This is a genomic window from Streptomyces araujoniae, assembly GCF_050871195.1.
Classification (GTDB): domain Bacteria; phylum Actinomycetota; class Actinomycetes; order Streptomycetales; family Streptomycetaceae; genus Streptomyces; species Streptomyces bacillaris.
Window position 1 is genome coordinate 4,851,931 of record NZ_CP194070.1, and the last position, 20,407, is coordinate 4,872,337.

The 20,407-nt window shown below is 73.9% G+C and carries 16 protein-coding genes; 10 read left to right on the plus strand and 6 right to left on the minus strand.

The genetic code is table 11. The annotated features are described in order from the left end of the window. Position 1: 1 nt before the first annotated feature. Positions 2-529: a 30S ribosomal protein S9 gene (gene rpsI, locus ACQ9ZG_RS20975; protein WP_018490831.1), complete on the plus strand. Its 528-nt coding sequence runs from the start codon at positions 2-4 to the stop codon at positions 527-529. A gap of 267 nt (positions 530-796) precedes the next feature. After that, positions 797-2,155 carry a phosphoglucosamine mutase gene (gene glmM / locus ACQ9ZG_RS20980; RefSeq protein WP_028416679.1) on the plus strand — a complete coding sequence of 453 codons (1,359 nt, stop codon included), beginning with the start codon at positions 797-799 and terminating at the stop codon, positions 2,153-2,155. A 10-nt stretch (positions 2,156-2,165) separates the two neighbouring features. On the opposite strand, the gene ACQ9ZG_RS20985 is transcribed toward glmM, so the two are convergent. From ACQ9ZG_RS20985 to ACQ9ZG_RS21000, 4 genes are all read right to left on the minus strand, one after another. Beyond that, positions 2,166-3,146, minus strand: coding sequence for a DUF389 domain-containing protein (locus ACQ9ZG_RS20985; RefSeq protein WP_109915030.1), 981 nt, complete (start codon positions 3,144-3,146; stop codon positions 2,166-2,168). 23 nt (positions 3,147-3,169) lie between these two features. Beyond that, positions 3,170-4,165, minus strand: coding sequence for a type I pantothenate kinase (gene coaA, locus ACQ9ZG_RS20990; protein ID WP_028416677.1), 996 nt, complete (start codon positions 4,163-4,165; stop codon positions 3,170-3,172). Between the two features lie 91 nt (positions 4,166-4,256). Beyond that, a complete protein-coding gene (locus ACQ9ZG_RS20995; protein ID WP_499281058.1) occupies positions 4,257-5,273 on the minus strand; it encodes a helix-turn-helix domain-containing protein in 1,017 nt (338 codons plus the stop codon). Between the two features lie 136 nt (positions 5,274-5,409). Further along, the gene (locus tag ACQ9ZG_RS21000; protein WP_109916939.1) at positions 5,410-6,633 is read right to left on the minus strand and encodes a S1 family peptidase; all 1,224 of its coding nucleotides are present in this window, start codon (positions 6,631-6,633) and stop codon (positions 5,410-5,412) included. A 1,155-nt stretch (positions 6,634-7,788) separates the two neighbouring features. Between ACQ9ZG_RS21000 and ACQ9ZG_RS21005 the strand changes: the two genes are divergently transcribed. Then, positions 7,789-10,932, plus strand: coding sequence for a LuxR C-terminal-related transcriptional regulator (locus ACQ9ZG_RS21005; RefSeq protein ID WP_499281059.1), 3,144 nt, complete (start codon positions 7,789-7,791; stop codon positions 10,930-10,932). On the opposite strand, the gene ACQ9ZG_RS21010 is transcribed toward ACQ9ZG_RS21005, so the two are convergent. Beyond that, positions 10,908-11,231 (minus strand): hypothetical protein, encoded by a 324-nt coding sequence (locus ACQ9ZG_RS21010; RefSeq protein ID WP_028416674.1) that lies wholly within the window; start codon positions 11,229-11,231, stop codon positions 10,908-10,910. The genes ACQ9ZG_RS21005 and ACQ9ZG_RS21010 overlap by 25 nt on opposite strands. 417 nt (positions 11,232-11,648) lie before the next feature. Between ACQ9ZG_RS21010 and ACQ9ZG_RS21015 the strand changes: the two genes are divergently transcribed. Both ACQ9ZG_RS21015 and ACQ9ZG_RS21020 read left to right on the plus strand, forming a co-directional pair. Then, positions 11,649-12,071: a YciI family protein gene (locus ACQ9ZG_RS21015; RefSeq protein ID WP_109914403.1), complete on the plus strand. Its 423-nt coding sequence runs from the start codon at positions 11,649-11,651 to the stop codon at positions 12,069-12,071. A 5-nt stretch (positions 12,072-12,076) separates the two neighbouring features. Continuing rightward, entirely contained in the window at positions 12,077-13,363 is a 1,287-nt protein-coding gene (locus ACQ9ZG_RS21020; protein WP_499281060.1) for an RNA polymerase sigma factor, read from the plus strand. Positions 13,364-13,582: 219 nt separating this feature from the next. Here the strand turns inward: ACQ9ZG_RS21020 and ACQ9ZG_RS21025 are convergent, their stop codons facing one another. After that, on the minus strand, positions 13,583-14,035 hold the full coding sequence (locus ACQ9ZG_RS21025; RefSeq protein ID WP_084992831.1) for a DUF5707 domain-containing protein: 453 nt from the start codon (positions 14,033-14,035) through the stop codon (positions 13,583-13,585). Between the two features lie 270 nt (positions 14,036-14,305). Between ACQ9ZG_RS21025 and ACQ9ZG_RS21030 the strand changes: the two genes are divergently transcribed. From ACQ9ZG_RS21030 to ACQ9ZG_RS21050, 5 genes are all read left to right on the plus strand, one after another. Next, entirely contained in the window at positions 14,306-15,661 is a 1,356-nt protein-coding gene (locus ACQ9ZG_RS21030; RefSeq protein WP_028416670.1) for a M14 family metallopeptidase, read from the plus strand. Positions 15,662-15,762: 101 nt separating this feature from the next. After that, entirely contained in the window at positions 15,763-17,610 is a 1,848-nt protein-coding gene (gene glmS, locus ACQ9ZG_RS21035) for a glutamine--fructose-6-phosphate transaminase (isomerizing) (RefSeq protein WP_109916443.1), read from the plus strand. A 45-nt stretch (positions 17,611-17,655) separates the two neighbouring features. After that, on the plus strand, positions 17,656-18,024 hold the full coding sequence (locus ACQ9ZG_RS21040) for a holo-ACP synthase (protein ID WP_018490844.1): 369 nt from the start codon (positions 17,656-17,658) through the stop codon (positions 18,022-18,024). Positions 18,025-18,461: 437 nt separating this feature from the next. Further along, a complete protein-coding gene (locus ACQ9ZG_RS21045; RefSeq protein ID WP_499281063.1) occupies positions 18,462-19,919 on the plus strand; it encodes an NAD(P)H-hydrate dehydratase in 1,458 nt (485 codons plus the stop codon). A 98-nt stretch (positions 19,920-20,017) separates the two neighbouring features. Next, a complete protein-coding gene (locus ACQ9ZG_RS21050) occupies positions 20,018-20,404 on the plus strand; it encodes a DUF488 domain-containing protein (RefSeq protein ID WP_028416667.1) in 387 nt (128 codons plus the stop codon). Positions 20,405-20,407: the final 3 nt, after the last annotated feature.

A 20,407-nucleotide genomic window follows, 5' to 3' on the forward strand; every position in this document is an offset into this window, starting at 1 on the left:
CGTGGCCGAGACCACTGTTGAGAACCCCGTCGAGGGCACCGAGGGCGAGGAGAACTTCGCCGAGGTGACCACCTTCGAGTCGGAGGTTCCCGTCGAGGGCGAGTACACCAGCGAGTCCCTCGCGGGCCGCTTCGGTGACCCGCAGCCCGCCGCCGGCCTGGGCCGTCGCAAGAACGCCATCGCCCGCGTCCGGATCGTTCCGGGCACCGGCAAGTGGAAGATCAACGGTCGCACCCTTGAGGACTACTTCCCCAACAAGGTGCACCAGCAGGAAGTCAACGAGCCCTTCAAGGTGCTCGAGCTCGACGGCCGCTACGACGTCATCGCCCGCATCTCGGGTGGCGGCGTCTCCGGTCAGGCCGGCGCCCTGCGCCTCGGCGTGGCCCGCGCGCTGAACGAGGCGGACGTGGACAACAACCGTCCGACCCTGAAGAAGGCCGGCTTCCTCTCCCGCGACGACCGTGCGGTCGAGCGCAAGAAGGCCGGTCTCAAGAAGGCCCGCAAGGCCCCGCAGTACAGCAAGCGCTAAATATCGCCTGCTCCGTCTGCACCACACGTACGCCCCGGCGGCACACTCCGTGCTGCTGGGGCGTTCGTTTATCGGGCCCCGCAGGCGTATAACGGCATGAGACGTTCAGGCGTTGAGACGTTCATCGGCCCGCTCGCTGCTGCCTCTCGCGCACGAGGCGCGTCATGTCGGCTGCCTGGCCTCTTTGCTGTTCTTGTAGTGGTAGCTGTGGTTGTTGAGTTCGCTTTGCTTTGATTTTTGCGGTTCTGAGCACTTCGGAGGACACCAGTGGGACGACTCTTCGGTACGGACGGAGTGCGCGGTGTCGCCAACGCCGATCTGACGGCCGAGCTGGCGCTCGGGCTCTCGGTCGCGGCGGCGCACGTACTCGCCGAGGCGGGCACCTTCGAGGGCCATCGCCCGACGGCCGTGGTCGGCCGTGACCCCCGGGCGTCCGGAGAGTTCCTGGAGGCCGCCGTCGTGGCCGGGCTGGCCAGCGCGGGCGTGGACGTCCTGCGCGTCGGCGTGCTGCCGACGCCGGCCGTCGCGTACCTCACCGGTGCGCTCGGCGCCGACATCGGCGTCATGCTCTCCGCCAGCCACAACGCCATGCCGGACAACGGCGTCAAGTTCTTCGCGCGCGGCGGCCACAAGCTCGCCGACGAGCTGGAGGACCGGATCGAGACGGTCTACGAGCAGCACCGCACCGGTGAGCCGTGGAACCGCCCGACCGGCGCCGGCGTCGGCCGGGTCACCGACTACACCGAAGGCTTCGACCGTTACGTCGCCCACCTCATCGGCGTCCTCCCCAACCGGCTCGACGGGCTGAAGGTCGTCCTGGACGAGGCGCACGGCGCCGCCGCCCGGGTCTCGCCCGAGGCGTTCACCCGGGCCGGGGCCGAGGTCGTCACCATCGGCGCCGCACCGGACGGCCTGAACATCAACGACGGCTGCGGCTCCACCCACCTGGACCTGCTGCGCGCCGCCGTCGTCGAGCACGGCGCCGACCTCGGCATCGCCCACGACGGTGACGCCGACCGCTGCCTCGCCGTGGACGCGGCGGGCGAGGAGGTCGACGGCGACCAGATCCTCGCCGTCCTGGCCCTCGCCATGCGCGAGGCAGGGCAGCTGCGCAGGAACACCGTCGTCGGCACCGTGATGTCGAACCTCGGCTTCAAGATCGCCATGGAGCGCGAGGGCATCCAGCTCGTCCAGACGGCGGTCGGCGACCGTTACGTCCTGGAGTCGATGAAGGCCGAGGGCTTCGCACTCGGCGGCGAGCAGTCCGGCCACGTCATCGTCCTGGACCACGCCACGACCGGCGACGGCACCCTGACCGGCCTGATGCTGGCGGCCCGTGTCGCCGCCACCGGCCGGAGCCTGGCGGAGCTGGCCGGGGTCATGCAGCGGCTGCCGCAGGTCCTCGTCAACGTGCCCGACGTCGACAAGTCCCGGGTGAACACCTCCTCCGAGCTGGCCACCGCCGTCGTGGAGGCGGAGCGGGAGCTGGGCTCCACCGGCCGCGTCCTGCTGCGCCAGTCGGGTACGGAGCCGCTGGTACGGGTGATGGTCGAGGCCGCCGACATCGAGCAGGCGCGCGCCATCGCGGGCCGGCTGGCCGATGTGGTGAAGTCCGCGCTGGGCTGAGCCCGCAGCCTCACCGGCGTACGGAGGATCCGTCCACCGAGGCCCCCGGCGTGCTCGCCGGGGGCTTCTGCGTGCGCCGGACCCGCCACAGCGCCTTCTGGAGCAGCAGCGTCAGGGTGCCGGCGAGGACGATTCCGCCGAGGTTGGCCAGGAGCTGCTGCCCGGAGCCGACGGTCTGCTGGTAGTCGCGGTAGCTGAACGCGACGGCCGCGTTGGCGGCGGCCGGGACCGTCGTCACGGAGATCGCCACGCCGATCAGGGCGCCGGACTTGGCCGAGGTGAGCGAGAGCGTCCCGGCGGTGCCCGCCAGGAACGCCACGACGAACGACATCCAGTCCGGCTGCCAGATGAACCCGGTGATGGGCCGCTCCGCCTCGATCATCGACTCCCGGAAGAGCCCGAGGGCGTCCATCAGCCAGGCGAACCCCGCCGTGATGATCATCGCCAGGGCGAAGCCGGCGATCAGCGCCCACAACGAGCGCGCCACCAGCCGGGGCGCGCGCTGCACGAGCGCCGTGGATACCCCCGCGAGCGGGCCGAACTCCGGGCCGAGCGCCATCGCGCCCACGATCAGCACCGCGTTGTCGAGCATCACCCCGCACGCGGCGAGCATGGTGGCGAGGGAGAGGAAGGAGACGTACGTGATGGAGAGCGTCGAGTCCTCGTGCGTGGTCTCCTTCAGCTCCTCCCACAGCACCGCGTCCGCGCCGTCGCCCGGCGCCTCGCGCTCGGCCCGGTCGGCGCGCGAGGAGAGCGTGAGGTCCGGCTGCTCGACGCTGATCGCGCCGGACCGGTCGATGCCGAGCCCGCGCAGCGCGCCGATCAGCTCGTCCCCGGCCTCCCGCGCCACGTCGCACAGGATCACGTCCCCGGCCGGGGAGCGGGCCGCGTCCGGCAGGACCACCAGGTGGGCGGTGCCGACGGTGGAGTCCAGGAGGGCGACGACCTCGTCCGTGGACGCGGCGGGCACGATGAGACGCAGATGCAGCACGCGGCACGCCTTCCCCGGAAGTGTCAGAGCTTGCGCAGGGAGAGCTTCTGGACCTTGTGGTCCGGCCCCTTGCGGAGGACCAGAGTGGCACGGCCGCGCGTCGGAGCCACGTTTTCCAGCAGGTTCGGCTTGTTGACGGTCCGCCACATGGTGCGGGCGTACTCCAGCGCCTCCTCCTCGGAGACCTGGGTGTACTTGCGGAAGTACGAGGACGGGTCCTGGAACGCCGTGGCGCGCAGCTTGCGGAACCGGTTCAGGTACCAGCTCTCGATGTCGTCGGCGCGCGCGTCCACGTACACGCTGAAGTCGAAGTAGTCCGCCAGCCCGACCCTGGTCCGGCCGTCCCGGCCCGGCAGGGCGGGCTGGAGGACGTTGAGCCCCTCCACGATGAGGATGTCCGGGCGGCGGACGGTGAGCCGCTCACCGGGGACGATGTCGTAGATCAGGTGCGAGTAGACGGGCGCGGTCACCTCGTCCTTGCCCGCCTTGATGTCCGCGACGAACCGGGTCAGCGCCCGCCGGTCGTACGACTCCGGGAACCCTTTGCGCGAGGTCAGCCCGCGCGCCCGCAGCTCCTTCATCGGCAGCAGGAACCCGTCCGTGGTCACCAGCTCCACCCGCGGGTGCTCCGGCCAGCGGGCCAGCAGCGCCTGGAGGATACGGGCGCTGGTGGACTTGCCGACGGCGACACTGCCCGCGACCCCTATGACGAACGGGGTGCCGCGCTGCTCCCCGTGGCCGTTCCCGGCGTCCCCGAGGAAGGTGTTCAGTGCGCCGCGCAGCCCGGAGGTGGCCTGGACGTACAGGTTGAGCAGCCGGGAGAGCGGCAGGTAGACGTCCCGTACCTCGTCCAGGTCGATGACGTCCCCGAGCCCCCGCAGCCGCTCCACCTCGTCGGCGGTCAGCGGCAGCGGCGTCTTGTCCCGCAGGGCGCTCCACTCGTCGCGCGAGAGGTCCACGTAGGGGGTCGGCGCATGCTCGGTGCGGCGCTGCGGGCTCCGTGCGGGCGAAGTGATCACCCTTCATTGTTGCGGGAGTTTTAACGGAGTGGGGGGTGGGGTCGGTCACGTGGGTGGTCCGGTGGGGCGGGGCGCCGGGCGGTGCCCGAGGTCAGGCGGACGTGTCGGGCCACTTCCAGAAGATGCCGTGCACCCCGGCCGCGGCGTCGGCGGGCAGGATGTGCGCCGTGCCCGAGCCGCTCAGGGGAAGGGTGCGGATGTCGGAGCGGGGAGCGCCGTCGTGCTCGCGGTAGTAGCCGTAGACGGAGGCGGGGAGGGCCTCCGGGTGGAAGACCACGTGGAGGAAGTAGTGCCGGACGTGGAGCGGCAGGGCGCGCTCGTGGTGGGTGGTCCGGTGCCGGTGCGGCCCGAGGTCCACGGTGTACGCGACGACGGTGCTCTCGCCGCGCGCGAGCGGGCGCCCGAAGCCGACCCGGAGGGTTGTCAGCCCGAGCGCGGGGACGCACCGCTGGTCGAGGAGGACGCCGCACTGGGCGGAGGCCGTCATCGGGGGACCGGGGGGCTCGTCGATGTTGAGGTGGGCGGTGACGTGGTCGGCCCCGTCGTGCGTCGCCCGCACCACCTGGGTCACCGTGTGGCGGGCGGTGCGGCCCGTACGGTCCAGATGGACGGTCTCCTGGACGCTGACCGGCACCGTTCCCTCGTTCAGCCTGCTGAACTCCTCCTCTCCCAGCGCCCGGGCGAGCAGCGGCTCCGGCCCGTAGACGGGGCGGGCGTTCTCCAGGCGCTCCGGCGGGGTGGGCAGCGGGCGGCCGCGCGGGCGGCGCGGGCCGAGGAGGGCCAGCAGCCCGCCGGCCGGGCAGCCGAGGATCGACTCGATCGCGGAGACCGCGCGCAGGGACTCCGGCCGCTCGGGCTGGCTGCGGCCGCGTTGCCAGTGGCTCAGCGTCACCGTGCTCACGCGGACCCCGCGGCGGGCGAGATGGTCGCGCAGCCGGGCCAGCGTCAGCCCCTTGCGCTCCCGCGCCTCCCGCAGCGCCTGCCCGAACGCGGACGGGGGACGGCCACGCCCCTGGGGTGACAGGGCGTCCGGGCTGGAGGGGGTGGAGGGACTGGAGGGTGCGGCGGAGCCGGGGCGGGCGGGGCGGATGGGGTGGTGGTCGGCCATGGTCTCTCCTTGTCTCGCCTCTCCTCGCTCCCCCTCCCGTCCGGACGGGAGGGGGAGGCCGGCGGCCGTCCGAGGGGGGTGGCCGGACGGTCGCCGGTCCATCGGGCCGGAGCGGGCCCGTCGGGTGCCGCGCCTGTCAGGAGGCGGTGTTCAGCGTCAGGCCGTAGTAGCGGAGCAGGTCGTCCAGCGGCTGCATCCAGCTGGCACCGCTGCCGAAGCTGCCGTCGCAGCTGAGGTCGCTGGAACCTGAGGTCACTCCCTGGGCCTGGCCCTGGTTGGTGATCCAGGCGCCGCCGCTGTCGCCCTTGTGGATGCAGACGCTGGACTTGGCCAGGCCCTTGACGAGCGTCCGCGGCTGGCCGGGGTCGGTGTAGGTGACCGAGTGGTTGTAGCTGCTGATGGTGCCGCAGGTCCACTTGGTGGTCGCGCCGGACTTGCACACCGTCGAACCGACGGCGGCCCGCTGGGCGCCCCGGACCGGGGTGTTCGACACGACGCCCCAGCCGCCGACCGTGGTGGTGACGGAGTTGCCGGAGCTGATGGCCGCGATGCCCATGTCGACGCTGTCGTAGCCGTGCGCGAAGCGGGTCTGCGTCCCCTTGGCGAACGACGACCCGTTGAAGTACAGCGTGTCCAGCCCCTTGATGCAGTGGCCGGCGGTGGCCAGGTACTGCCGGCCCTGCTGGTCCCGGGCCCCGAACCCGACCGAGCAGTAACCGCCGTTCACGTCCGAGGTGTTGATGTTCATCTTGCTGCCGGGCGAGATGGCGGCGGTGGCCTGCGGGGCGTCGTCGGTGGTGGTCTCCACGGAGACGGCCGGACCGTGGGCGCGCGCCGCGGCGACGAAGGCTCGGCTGGTGGCGTCGGCGGTGTCCCGGACGGTGACGACGACCTTGTTCCCGACCGGGTCGACGTGCCACGACTCCACGCCGGCCGGCAGCTTCTTCTCGGCGAGCCGGTCGAGCTCCGCCTTGATCCTTTCGAGTGCCGAGGGGGCCCGGGCCGGGATCCGGGCGGTGAGACCGGCCGCCCGGACCTCGGCCGCCTGCCGCGCGGTGGCGACATCGACCGTCAGGGTGCCCTTGGCGTCGAAGTACGCGCTCCTGGTGGGCACTCCGGACCTGCCGAGGCGCTCCAGGGTCTCCTGCTGGGCGGTCTGCCGGTCGAGTTTCCGCCCGGCCTCCGCCACGGAGACGCCGAGCGAGTCGGCGAGCGCCTTCACCATGCCGGAGGGCTGCGTACGGGCGGACGGGGCGGGTGTCGGGTCCCCGGCGGGCTGCGAGGCGGCCGCCATGCCGCCGGTCAGAGCCACCGCCCCGGCTATCGCGCCGATGGACAGAGTCCTGCTGAGCTTGTTCACGGGTTCTCCCCTGGTGTTTTCGGCATGGCTGATCCCGCCCGAGTGCTGAAGCGGAATCCCGGATTTCATGTGACCGGTGGATGAATTCTGTTGAACCGGTCGCGGCCATGACCAGACGGAAGAGGCGGCGAATGTTTAACAGAATTCGATGGAACTGTTTCCTGTGGTGGCAGGGGAATTCCCCGCACTCGGTACAGGGAAAGAGAAAAGGGGGAAGGTGGGGAGCGCGGGTAAAGATGGGAGCGGGAAGGGTGGGCTTTGGCCTTCTGTGAAATGTCCGGGGCCTGTGGGGTGGGAGTCCGGCGTGGTGCGGCTGATCGCTGTGGGGTGCGAGTGGTCGGCCGGTGGGGGAAACCTACGAACGAGGCACCCCGGTGACCATCCGGGTGCCTCTTATACGGACCCCTGATTAACTCGCCGGTGGCCGGTGGCCGGTGGCCGGTGGCCGGTGGCCGGTCCGGTCGCTGGTCGCCGGTCGCCCGGCGCCTGCCGTTTGGTGCTCGTCGTCCTCTGCCCGTCGCCCCTTGCCCGCTGGCCGTTGCCTGCCGTCCGGCGCTTGCAGTTCGTGGGGCCTGCCGTCCGGGGGCCGCACCTGGGAGGGCGAGGACCCGTCGCCCCCGGGACGCCCGATGCCCCGGCGCCCGATCCCCGGCGGTCCTACGGCAACCAGCGCCGAGCGGGTGTCGAGCGCGTGCGGAGCGGTCGGCGGGCGGGCGGCCGGCGGGCCCGGAGGGTTGATTGCGTATCCGTGAACGCGGCCCCCGGATGTTCGCGCGCACCCGGGACACGTAGCTTCAGGGGCCGGTCCACCGGCCGTGCGGAACGTACGCGCGGGATGCGCGACGCACCGCGCGGCCCGGTCGGCCGACGCCGTGCACGGGCGTGCGGGACGAGCTGTGCGCACCGCCGTCGGGCAGTCCCGGCCGGACGGCATCGCGCCCTGCTTTCAGCAGTCGGCCGAGCGTGCTCCGCTGCGCCTCCTGTCGCCGAGAGTTCTTCCGCCCGCCCGTGTACGTACCCGCCCGGAGACCACCGACGGCGATTTCGGTGGCCGCCCGCGCGCGACTTCTCACCGAAGGTCTCCGGCCCGCTGTCGTTCACCGGGAACAAGTGATCTACTTGTTTCTCCAGGAGGCAGGAAAGAAAGCTCGTGGCGTGTCCGACCGCCAGGACGCATTCGGGCCCGCCCGGGCGGAGGAGAGCGAGAGCGGCTACGTGATCACGACATGTGGTTCTGCCCTGCGGTCTCTCGTGGGCGCTCTGCCCGCCCGGCACGCCGAACCGGTCCTGATGTACGTCGAGGGCCCGGCCGGTACCGGGAAGAGCCACCTGCTCCGGGAACTCGCCGAGCTGCCCGGGACACCGGAGCCGGCCCGCCGCTGGTGGCGCTGCGGAACCGACGGCGGCCCCCCGGACGAGCCCCCCGTGCCGCGGAGGCCCGAGAAGCCGGGGAAGCCCGAGAAGCCCGAGGAACTGCGGCGGCCAGAGGAGCCTGGGGAGCCCGAGAAACCCGAGGAATCTGCGAAGGAGACCGGGCCACAGGACCGGCCCGGGCCGACCCTGTGGCTGGTGGACGACGTGCACCGGGCGGGCGAGGACGAACTGCGGCGGCTGCGCCGGATGCTGGAAGCGCTCGGGCCGGGCTCGGCGGCCGTGGTGACCTACCGCCCGGAGGAGCTGGCCGTGCCCGGTCTCCCGCTGGGCGGCCCGCCGATCGCGTATCCGGCCGGGCTGACGGTGCTCAGGAACCGCCTGGCCCCCTGGGACGAGGAGCGGGTCCGCCGGGCCGCCGCCGAGACGCTGGACGGGAGCAGCTGTACGGCCGAGGCCGTGGCCAGGCTGTACGAGCGCACCGCCGGAGTGCCCCGGGTCGTCGTCGACCTGCTGGCCATGGTGCGGGAGCGGTGGCCGGCCTTCACCGGTACGGCCGCCGAGGTGGACGCGGCCGGGGTCCCGGCCCGGCTGGCCGAGCTGGCGCTGAGCCGCACCTACGCCCTGGCACCGGAGGACCGGCCGGTCGTCTGGGCGGCCGCCGTCCTCGACGGACCCGCGGGCCGTGACGAACTGGCCGCCGTGTCGGGGCTCGGGGCCGCGGCAGGGGGCCGCGCGCTGCTGCGGGCCCTGGGGAGTGCGGCCCTGACGGAGCTGGACGAGGGCCGTTACGGCTTTGCCGTCCCGCTGGCCGCCTCGGCCGTACGGGCCGCCGTGCCCGGCCCCGTACGCCAGGATCTGCACCGGCGGACGGCGAACGCGCTCAGCCGCAGGCAGCCCGTGGCCTGGGCTGCCGTGGCCGATCACCACCGTGCGGCCGGGGACCGCCACCGGTGGCTCAGGGCGGTGGAACGGGCGGCCGGGGCGGCGGAGGCCTCCGGCCGGCACGAGCAGGCGATCACGCTCCTGGAGCGGACGCTGGCCCTGCCCGACCTCCCGCCGCAGGCCCGCGCCCGGCTGGCCCCGCTGCTGGCCCGCAACGCGGTGACCGGGCTGCGCTCGGACCAGACCGTGGAGGTGCTCGCGCAGATCGTGCAGGACGCGGCGCTGCCGCAGGCCGTACGCGGAGAGCTGCGGCTCGACCTGGGGCTGATGCTCTGCAACCAGATGGGCCGGTTCGCGGAGGGGTGGCGGGTGCTGGAGATCGCCGCCGCCGAGCTGCACGAGGTCCGCTCCCCCCTCGCCGTCCGTGCCATGGCGGCCCTGGTCAGCCCCAACTGGCCGGGCGTCTCCCTCGACGTCCACCGGGGGTGGCTGATCAGGGCCGAGGCCGCCGCCGAGGAGAGCGGGGACGACGCGATGCGTACGGCGGTCCTCGCCAATCACGTGGGGCTCGCCATGAGCTGGGCCGACCCCGAGGTGTGGGACCTGCTGGAGCGGCTGCGCGTGCGGAGCGCGGACCCCGCGTGCGCCCGGCAGGCGGCGCGCGGCCTGTGCAACGCCGCCGACTCCGCCGTCTGGCTCGGCTTCCACGGGCGGGTGGACGATCTGCTGGCGGAGGGGCGTGAGCTGTCCGCGCGGACCGGCGCGCCCTACACCGAGCACAGCGCGATGGCGACCCGGCTGCTCCAGGAGTGGTGGACGGGCCGGTGGCTGGGGCTGGACAAGCGGTGCGAGGACTTCGTGGCCGCCACCGCCGACATGCCGTTCATCGCCTCCGACGCCTATGTCGTACGCGGTCTGCTCGCCGTCGCGCAGGGGGACTGGGGAGAGGCCAGGTCCTGGCTCTCCCAGCAGGGGACGTTCGCGACGGAGAAGCTGCCCGTGCCCCTGGGCGCGGCGGCGGCCGGGGCCGTGATCCGCCTGACGCTGGCCCGGCAGGACGTGGACGACGCGGCGGAGCGGGCGCGCGCCGCCTGGAAGGTGGTGGCCGACAAGGGGGTGTGGCCCTGGGCCGCGGAACTCGCGCCCTGGGCCGTGGAGGCGCTGACGCGGGCGGGCGACGGGGCCACCGCCCGCACCATGGTCCGTAACTTCTCCCAGGGCCTGGGCCCCGGTGACGCGCCCGCCGCCCGGGTCGCGCTGGTCTGGAGCCGGGCCGTGCTCACCGAGACGGAGGCGCTGGCCCAGGAGCGCCGGGACGGACTGCTGGAGGCCGCGCGCCTGTACCAGGAGGCCGCGGCGGCGTACGGGGAGCTGCGGCGCCCCTACTCCCAGGCCCTGACCACGGAGGGCGCGGCACGCTGCGTACTGGCTGCGGATACGGCGGATACGGCGGAAACGGCGGCGGACGGAGCGGATCCGGCGGACACCGAGGAAACGGCGGAGCGGAGGGACACGACGGACACCACCGACACCACCGACACCACGGACACCACTGCCTCACCGGCCCGGAAGACAGCGAAGGCCGAGAATGCCGCGAAGGCCGGGAAAGCCGAGAAAGCTGCGAAGGCCGGGAAGGCCGTCGGCTCCGCCTCCCCGGACCGGAAGACCGGGGACGGAGCCGGCCCTGCCGCCGTCCCCGGCGAGGCCGCCACCGCGGCGGCGCTCGCGGAGCTGGAGTCCTGCGCCCGGCGCTTCACCGATCTCGGGGCCGTCTGGGACGCCGCCCGGGCCAGGGCCCTGCTGCGGACCCGGCGGCCCGCCAGGAAGGGCCGCCCTCCCGGCCGCCCCTCGCACGCCGACCAGTTGTCGCCGCGCGAGGAGGAGGTGGCCCAGCTGGCGGTCGCTGGTCTGACCAACCGGGAGATCGCCGCGACCCTGCACCTCTCCCCGCGGACCGTGGAGCAGCACATCGCCGGGGCGATGCGCAAGACCGGCGCGCTCTCCCGCCGGGACCTCGCTCACCGGCTGGGCGGGGCTCCCTGAGCCCGGAAGGGCTGGAAGGTCCGGAGCGTGCTGTCGTGCTCCCAGACGGCGACGGTCGCGGCCGCCCAGTCCAGCTCCCAGCCGGACCGGACCCCGCGCGCTCCCCAGCCGTCCGGGCGCCGGCGCGGGATCGCGAAGCCCGCCGCGTGGGCGGCCACCGCGGCGTCGCAGGTCTCGCGCGCCATGCGGAGGGCTTCGGTCTCGGTCTCGGCGGCTCCGGTGAAGACGTGCAGGCCGCACCGGTCGGGCTGCGCAGCGTTCCTGGTGGGGACATCGACCTGGAAGTAGAGCTTGGTCATGGCGCCATCTCCTTGGGATCGCGGTTTCCTGCCCTACCTGCGCCGACTGCTGCGGACTGGCGCCGGTGGGGCTGCGTTCCCTCGCGTCGGATCAACCGCTGACAGGTACCACCAACGTACGGAGCACACGCGGGCCTGAATATCCGGGGCGGGCCGATCACCTATACGTATCCGGCCCCCATGGCCGGGATCCGGCCCCCGGGCGACACGGCGAGTGCGCCCTGACCGGTACCGGTCCCGGTCCCGTATCCCTGATCCCCGACTACGGACGGAGACCGCCCCCACGCGGCCACCCCGACCCGAAAAAGAAGCAGAATTCCTTCCTGGGGCGTGTCGATCGGCGCCGGGCCCGTTCGTCGTCATCGTGTAAGGCGCCCGTACGGCGGGCGCGGCAGACAGAGGCGAGGGAGCCGGACCATGAAGTACATGCTGCTGATCCGCAGCGGGGCCGTCGACGAGCAGGGTGGGGCGCCGCAGTGCACGGTCGAGGACTGGATGGCCTACGACAAGGACGTACGGGACGCGGGGATCCTCGTCTCCGGGGAGTCGCTGGCCGATCTCGTCACCGCGACCACCGTGCGGGTCTCGCCGGCCGGGGAGCGGACCGTGACGGACGGGCCGTTCGCGGAGACGCGGGAGCTGCTGGGCGGGTTCCTGGTCATCGACGTACCGGATCTGGACGCCGCCCTGGACTGGGCCGCCCGCTGCCCCGGGGCGCGGGACGGCGGCTCGGTCGTCGTGCGCCCGGTCGCGGACTTCGGCGGCCCGGGGGACTCCGGGGACTCCCAGAGCCCTGGGGCCTCCGGCGGCTCCCGCGGCGCCGGGGACTTCGGAGGCTGAGGGCGGTGGCGGGTGAGGGCGCGCCGCCCGGGGAGCCGGAGGAGGCCCGGGTCGCCGTCGAGGCGGTGTTCCGGGAGGAGCGGGGGCTGCTGCTCGCCTCCCTCGTGCGGAGGTTCGGGGATCTCGACCTGGCCGAGGAGGTGACGTCCGAGGCGATCGAGGCGGCCCTGCGCCACTGGCCGGCCGAGGGCGTCCCCGCCAGGCCCGGGGCCTGGCTGCTGACGACCGCGCGGCGCAAGGCGGTGGACCGGCTGCGGCGGGACCAGGTGTACGCGGCACGGCTCGCGGTCCTCCGGGCGGACGCCGAGCGGGCGGACACCGAACGGGCGGGGGCCGCCGCCGCCCCGGCCGGGCACGGTGAACTGCCGGACGAGCGGCTCCAGCTGTTCTTCACCTGCGCCCACCCCGCCCTGGCCGCCGAGGACCGCACCGCCCTCACCCTGCGCTGCCTCGCCGGGCTCACCACGCCCGAGGTGGCGCGGGCCTTCCTCGTGCCGACGGCGACCATGGCGCAGCGGATCGTCCGGGCGAAGAAGAAGATCCGTGAGGCCCGCATCCCGTTCCGGGTGCCCGGCCCCGACGAACTGCCCGAGCGGCTGCCCGGGGTGCTCCAGGTCGTCTACTCGGTCTTCACCGAGGGGTACGCGGCCAGCTCGGGCCTCTCCCTCCAGCGGCTGGACCTGGCCGGGGAGGCGCTCCGCCTCGCCCGGATACTGCACCGCCTGCTCCCCGCCGAACGCGAGGCCGCCGGGCTCCTCGCGCTGCTGCTCCTCGTCCACGCGCGGCGCGCGGCCCGCACCGGCCCGGAGGGCGAGCCGGTGCTCCTGGAGGACCAGGACCGGCGGCTCTGGGACCGGGAGATGATCGAGGAGGGGCGGACCCTGGTGGTCCGCGCCCTGACCGGCGGCCCGGCCGGTCCGTACGGGGTGCAGGCCGCCATCGCCGCCCTGCACGACGAGGCAGCGGACGTGGAGTCGACGGACTGGGCCCAGATCGTGGCCCTCTACGACGTGCTGCTCACCCTCACCCCGTCCCCCGTGGTGGCGGTGAACCGCGCCGTCGCGGTGGCGATGCGCGACGGCCCGGGGGCCGGGCTGGCCCTGCTCGACGCGCTGGGCGGGGAGCCCCGGCTGCAGACGTACGGACCGTACGCGGTGGCCCGCGGCGACCTGCTGACCCGCCTGGGCCGGGACGGCGAGGCGGCCGAGGCCTACCGGGCGGCGCTGGAACTGGCGGGCACGGAACCGGAGCGGGCGGCGCTGCGGCGGAAGCTGGGGGAGCCCCGGCCGTGAACCGGCCGGGGCTCCGGGCTGCTTCACGTCGGCGTAGTCGGCCGCGGAGCTGACCGCCGGGGAGGTGGCCGTGCCGGGGAGGGGCAGCGGAAGGAGCCGTCCGCCGTGGCCTTCGTCCAGGAAGCTGGGGGAGGGGCCGGGCGGGCTCGCGGGGGGTTGAGCCGAGGGCCCGCGCGGACCCGCCCCTACGGCCCGCGCTCGTCGCCGTACTCCCGTGGCTCACCCCCCGACCGTGAAGTCCGCCGCCTCCGGTGCGAACGTCCTGCCGCCGTCCTTCGCCGAGGCCAGGACCGCCACGTGCCAGGCGCCCTTCGGGGAGTCGGCGGCCTCGGCGGCGGTGATCCGCACGGTGTAGGTGCAGCGCGCGGCCCCGGCGCCGGACGGCTCGCAGGTGGCGGGCTCCACGTAGGCCATCTCCTCGGCCTTCGGGGCGGGCGCCAGGTCCGCGGGCCAGGCCAGCACCTTCAGGCCCCGGACACCGGAGTCGTCGGTGACGCGGGCGGTGAAGGTGAGCGAGCCGTCCTTGCCGGAGGCGGGCGCGGCGTACACGGCGGAGGCCCGCGTGACCTCGGGGCCCGTGCTCCCCGTCTCGCCGGCGAAGGCGTAGGCGCCGGCGCCCGCGAGCAGGGCGGCACCGGCGAGGGCGGAGACGGTGACGACGCGCTTCGACATGGGGTTCCTCCGTGGTGGTCGGGGTGGCGCCGGTGGGTGGCGCCGAGCCCATGGTGGTGCGGGAGGGGAGCCCGGGGCGTGAGTAGCCGTGCTCATTCGCCGTACTCAGCCGTCCCCGCGCCCCTGTGACGGTGTGTCCGGCCGGGCCGGAGGGGCCGCCGGAGGAATCATGGCCGGAATCCTCACCTTGACCCGTGCATGACATAGCTCCATCCTGTGCCCGTCGCACAGCTCCACCCCCCACCCCGACGGACTCAGGAGACTGCCAGCATGCGACGTGCCGACGCACGGAAGACCAGGCCCAGGGTGAGGCGGAACGCCGCCCTCGCCGTCCTGCTCGCTCTCGCCCTCGCGGCCCCGGCGACCGCTGTCGCCACCGCCGAGACCTCCGCCCCGAACGCGGCCGTCGCCGCGGACGAGCGGACGCTCCAGTACGAGATCACCGGTCGCACCACGCCCGCCGCCCGGACCGAGATCGCCCGCGCGGGCGTCTCGATCGACGAGGTCCACGACCACGGTGTGGTGATCACCGCGGACGCCGCCCAGGCCAGGAAGTTGCGGGCCAAGGGCCATGTCCTGGAGGCGCTGCCCGCACCCGGCGCGCATGACCACGGGCCGGCGGAGGGGGTCGGGGCGCTCGACTTCCCGCCCGCCGACTCCCGGTACCACAACTACGCCGAGATGACGGCGGCCATCGACGCCCGGATCGCCGCCAACCCCTCGATCATGAGCAAGCGCGTGATCGGCAAGACCTACCAGGGCCGCGACATCGTCGCCATCAAGATCAGCGACAACGTGGCCACCGACGAGGCCGAGCCCGAGGTCCTCTTCACCGCCCACCAGCACGCCCGCGAGCATCTGACCGTCGAGATGGCGCTCTACCTGCTCCGCGAGTTCGCCCAGGGGTACGGCTCCGACCCCCGGATCACCCAGGCCGTCAACGGGCGCGAGCTGTGGATCATCCCGGACATGAACCCGGACGGCGGCGAGTACGACATCGCCACCGGCTCGTACCGCAGCTGGCGCAAGAACCGGCAGCCCAACTCCGGCTCCAGCGCGGTCGGCACCGACCTCAACCGCAACTGGGCCTTCAAGTGGGGCTGCTGCGGCGGCTCGTCCACCAGCCCGTCCTCGGAGACGTACCGCGGTACGGGCCCCGAGTCCGCGCCCGAGACCAAGGTCGTCGCGGACTTCGTGCGCAGCCGGGTGGTCGGCGGGAAACAGCAGATCACGGCGGCCATCGACTTCCACACCTACAGCGAGCTGGTGCTCTGGCCGTACGGCTACACCTACGCCGACACGGCCCCCGGCATGACGGCCGACGACCGCAACGCGTTCGCCGCGGTGGGCCGCAAGATGGCGGCCAGCAACGGCTACACCGCCGAGCAGTCCAGCGACCTCTACATCACCGACGGCTCGATCGACGACTGGCTGTGGGGCTCGCAGCGCATCTTCGGCTACACCTTCGAGATGTACCCGCGCTCGTCCTCCGGCGGCGGCTTCTACCCGCCCGACGAGGTCATCGAGCGCGAGACCTCGCGTAACCGGGACGCGGTGCTCCAGCTGATCGAGAACGCCGACTGCATGTACCGGTCGATCGGCAAGGAGGCGCAGTACTGCACCTGATCCGCCGGGAGGCGGAACAGGGGTGCGGGTCCGACGGCATGACATGCCGTCGGACCCGCACCGCCCTGTCGCCGAGGTGCCTCCGGCCTTATGGTGCCGCTATGTGCGGAATCGTGGGTTATGTCGGTGGGCAGTCGGCGCAGGACGTCGTCGTCGCAGGACTCAAGCGCCTCGAATACCGGGGCTACGACTCGGCGGGTGTCGCCGTGCTCGCGGACGGCGGGCTCGCCGCCGCGAAGAAGGCGGGCAAGCTCGTCAATCTGGAGAAGGAGCTGGGGGACCGGCCGCTGCCGGCCGGGCGGACCGGGATCGGGCACACGCGGTGGGCGACGCACGGCGCGCCCACCGACGCCAACGCCCATCCCCACCTGGACAACGCGGGCCGGGTCGCCGTCGTCCACAACGGGATCATCGAGAACTTCGCGGCCCTGCGGCGCGAGCTGACCGGGCGCGGCCACGCGTTGGAGTCCGAGACGGACACCGAGGTCGTCGCGCATCTGCTGGCCGAGGCGTTCTCGGCGGGCGGGGACCTCGCGGACGCCATGCGGCAGGTGTGCCGACGGCTGGAGGGCGCCTTCACCCTCGTCGCCGTCCACGCCGACCAGCCGGACGTCGTGGTCGGCGCCCGGCGCAACTCCCCGCTCGTGGTGGGCGTGGGCCAGGACGAGTGGTTCCTCGCCTCCGACGTCGCCGCCTTCATCGCCCACACCCGCGCCGCGATCGAGCTGGGCCAGGACCAGGTCGTCGAGCTGAGCCGCGAGGGCGTCACCGTCACCGGCTTCGACGGGGCACCGGCGGAGGTGCGCGAGTACCACGTCGACTGGGACGCCTCCGCCGCCGAGAAGGGCGGCTATGCCTCCTTCATGCTCAAGGAGATCGCCGACCAGCCCCAGGCCGTCGCCGACACCCTCCTCGGCCGGGTCGACGGCGAGGGATCGCTGACCCTGGACGAGGTGCGCATCCCCGACGCCGAACTCCGCGAGGTCGACAAGGTCGTCATCGTCGCCTGCGGCACCGCCTTCCACGCCGGGATGATCGCCAAGTACGCCATCGAGCACTGGACCCGGCTGCCCTGCGAGACCGAGCTGGCGAGCGAGTTCCGCTACCGCGACCCGATCCTCGACCAGCGCACCCTGGTCATCGCCATCTCCCAGTCCGGCGAGACCATGGACACCCTGATGGCCCTGCGCCACGCCCGCGAACAGGGCGCGAAGGTCCTCGCCATCTGCAACACCAACGGCTCCACGATCCCCCGGGAATCCGACGCCGTCCTCTACACCCACGCCGGGCCCGAGGTCGCCGTCGCCTCCACCAAGGCCTTCCTCACCCAGCTCGTCGCCTGCTACCTGGTCGCCCTCTACCTCGGCCAGCTGCGGGGCACCAAGTGGGGCGACGAGATCCGTACGGTGGTGCGCCAGCTCTCCGCGATCTCCGCCGAGGTGGAGAGCGTCCTCGCCACCATGGAGCCCGTCCGCGCGCTGGCCCGCTCCCTCGCCCACCACGACACCGTGCTCTTCCTCGGCCGCCACGTCGGCTACCCGGTCGCCCTCGAAGGCGCGCTCAAGCTCAAGGAACTCGCCTACATGCACGCGGAGGGGTTCGCGGCCGGCGAGCTGAAGCACGGGCCCATCGCCCTCATCGAGGAGGGCCTGCCCGTCGTCGTCATCGTCCCCTCCCCGCGCGGGCGTTCGGTCCTCCACGACAAGATCGTCTCCAACATCCAGGAGATCCGGGCCCGGGGCGCGCTCACCGTCGTCGTCGCCGAGGAGGGCGACGAGGCCGTCGTCCCGTACGCCGACCACCTCATCACCGTCCCCGCAACGCCTACGCTTCTTCAGCCGCTGGTCGCCACCGTGCCGCTCCAGGTCTTCGCCTGCGAGCTGGCGACGGCCCGCGGCAACGAAGTGGACCAGCCGCGCAATCTGGCGAAGTCCGTGACCGTGGAGTGAGCCGGGGCACGCGCCCCGGGTGATGGGGATGGCGAGGGTGGGTTCGTGATCATCGGAGTCGGGATCGACGTGGCCGAGATCGAGCGGTTCGGCGCCGCGCTGGAGCGTACGCCCCAGCTGGCCGACCGGCTCTTCGTCGAGAGCGAGCTGACACTTCCCAGCGGCGAGCGGCGCGGCATCGCCTCGCTCGCCGCCCGCTTCGCCGCCAAGGAGGCCCTGGCCAAGGCGCTCGGCGCCCCCGGCGGGCTGCTCTGGAGCGACGCGGAGGTCTGGGTCGAGGAGAGCGGGCAGCCCCGCCTGCGGGTGACCGGCACGGTCGCCGCCCGCGCGGCCGAACTGGGCGTCCGCGGCTGGCACGTCTCGCTCAGCCATGACGCGGGGGTGGCGTCGGCGGTGGTGATCGCGGAGGGGTGAGAGCGCGCCTTCGGGAGGTGCGGGGCGGGTCTGCCTCCGGGCGGGCCCCGGCCGGCCTCCCGGTCGGCCCCCGGCCGGGGGCAGACCAGCCCCGTCGGGCCCCGGCCGGCCTCGATCGGGGCCCGACGGACCTCCGAGGCGGCGATCGGCGGTCTGATCGGACCGGGGCCTGGGGGAGTGGCGCCCTGCGGGCCCCGTCGGGCCCGGTCGTCGCCCTCGGTCGTGTTGGACCTCGGTGGCCCCGGCCGTCGACTCGGCCGGCCTGGTCGGCTCCGTCGGGCCCGGTCAGGAGGCAGGCCAGCCCCGTCGGGCCCGGACGTCGCCCTCGGGCGGCCTGTTGGGCCCCGTTGGCCCGTCGGCCGCGCTGGCCCGGTCCGTATGCGCCGCTCGCTCCGTGGGGTTGGCGTCCGCCGGGGTGATCGCCCAGGGTTGGTCCCATGCGACGTGCCTACAGCGTGGAGACCGTACGGGCCGCCGAGGCCGCCCTCATGAAGCGGGTGCCGGAAGGTGCCCTGATGCAGCGCGCCGCCGCCGGGCTCGCCGCCGCCTGCGGTGATCTGCTCCGGCGCACCGGCCGGGTGTACGGGGCCCGGGTCCTGATCCTGGTCGGCAGCGGTGACAACGGGGGCGACGCCCTGTACGCCGGTGCGCGGCTCGTCCGCCGGGGCGTCGGGGTGCGCGCCCTCCTCCTCTCGCCCGACCGGGCGCACGCGGGCGGCCTCGCCGCGCTCCTGGCCGCCGGGGGACAGGTGGCCGACGGGCCGGACGCCGTGGACGGCCCCCTGGACCTCGTCGTGGACGGCATCACCGGCATCGGCGGGCGCGGCGGGCTCCGCGACGACGCGGTCGCCCTGCTGCGGGCGGTGCTCCGGGACCGGCCCCGTACCCCCGTCGTCGCCGTCGACCTGCCCAGCGGGGTCGAGGCCGACAGCGGGGAGGTGCACGGCGAGGCCGTACGCGCCGACGCGACCGTCACCTTCGGCACGTACAAGCCGGGGCTCCTCATCGACCCGGCCGCCGAACACGCGGGCGCCCTGCGGCTGGTGGACATCGGGCTCGGGCCGGAGCTGCCGGAGCCGCCGGACCTGGAGGCGCTCCAGTACGCGGACGTGGCGGCGCTGCTCCCGGTGCCGGGGGCCGGGAGCGACAAGTACAGCCGGGGCGTCGTCGGCGTCGTCGCCGGGTCCGAGCGCTACCCGGGCGCGGCGGTCCTGGCGGTCGCGGGCGCGCTGCGCGGCGGGGCGGGGGCGGTGCGGTACGTGGGGCCGGGCGCGGACGCGGTGATCGCCCGCTTCCCGGAGGCCCTGGTGCACCCCGGGCCGCCGTCGAAGGCCGGACGCGTCCAGGCGTGGGTGCTCGGGCCCGGCCTCGGGGACGGCCGGTGGGCGGAGGAGGCCGCCGCCGACGTGCTGGCCGCCGACGTCCCCGTACTCGTCGACGCCGACGGGCTGCGGCTGCTGGAGCCCGACACCGTGCGGACCCGGACCGCCGCCACCGTCCTGACCCCGCACGCCGGGGAGGCCGCCGCCCTGCTCGGCGTGGCGCGCGAGGAGGTGGAGGCCGGGCGGCTCGCCGCCGTACGGGAACTGGCCGCCCGCTACCGCGCCACCGTCCTCCTCAAGGGCTCCACGACCCTGGTGGCCGAGGCCCGGGACACCCCGGTGCGGGTCAACCCGACCGGGACCGGCTGGCTCGCCACGGCGGGCAGCGGCGACGTGCTCTCCGGGCTGACCGGGTCGCTGCTGGCGGCCGGGCTGGCCCCGCGCGACGCCGCCTCCGTCGGCGCCTACCTCCACGGACTCGCCGCCCGGCACGGCTCCGACGGCGGCCCGCTCTCCGCCCAGGACGTGGCGGACGCCGTCCCGGCGGCCTGGCGCGACGTGCGGGCGGGGTGAGCCGGCGAGAGGGCGCGGGGGAGGCGGTGCGACTCGCGGGCGGGGGGAGCGGAGGCGAAGGTGGAAGCCCCGGCAGGACGAGGAAAGGGGCCGGCACGGTGAGCGGCAGCGAACCCGTACGCGTACGCAGGGTCTACGACCCGCCCGAGGGCGGCGACGGCACCCGCGTCCTCGTCGACCGGCTCTGGCCGCGCGGCGTCTCCAAGGAGCGTGCCGCGATCGACGTGTGGCTGAAGGACGTCACCCCCTCGGACGAGCTGCGCTCCTGGTACCACCAGGACCGGTCCGGCGCCCGGCACGACACCTTCGTCGAGCGCTACCGCACCGAGCTGGACGACCCGGCCCACGCCGAGGCCGTCGAGCGCCTGGTGGGGCTGGTGCGCTCGGGCGGTCCGGTCACGCTGATCACCGCGGTGAAGGACGTGGCCGACAGCCATGTGCCCGTCCTCGTCGACCACCTCGACCATGTGATGAAACGTACATAGGTG

Excerpts from the sequence above, each read along its gene's own strand:
- ACQ9ZG_RS21045 (WP_499281063.1), top strand. The coding sequence starts at position 18,462 with ATGCGACGTGCCTACAGCGTGGAGACCGTACGGGCCGCCGAGGCCGCC.
- glmS (WP_109916443.1), top strand. The coding sequence starts at position 15,763 with ATGTGCGGAATCGTGGGTTATGTCGGTGGGCAGTCGGCGCAGGACGTC.
- ACQ9ZG_RS21025 (WP_084992831.1), bottom strand. The coding sequence starts at position 14,035 with ATGTCGAAGCGCGTCGTCACCGTCTCCGCCCTCGCCGGTGCCGCCCTG.
- ACQ9ZG_RS21015 (WP_109914403.1), top strand. The coding sequence starts at position 11,649 with ATGAAGTACATGCTGCTGATCCGCAGCGGGGCCGTCGACGAGCAGGGT.
- ACQ9ZG_RS20995 (WP_499281058.1), bottom strand. The coding sequence starts at position 5,273 with ATGGCCGACCACCACCCCATCCGCCCCGCCCGCCCCGGCTCCGCCGCA.
- ACQ9ZG_RS21010 (WP_028416674.1), bottom strand. The coding sequence starts at position 11,231 with ATGACCAAGCTCTACTTCCAGGTCGATGTCCCCACCAGGAACGCTGCG.
- ACQ9ZG_RS21030 (WP_028416670.1), top strand. The coding sequence starts at position 14,306 with ATGCGACGTGCCGACGCACGGAAGACCAGGCCCAGGGTGAGGCGGAAC.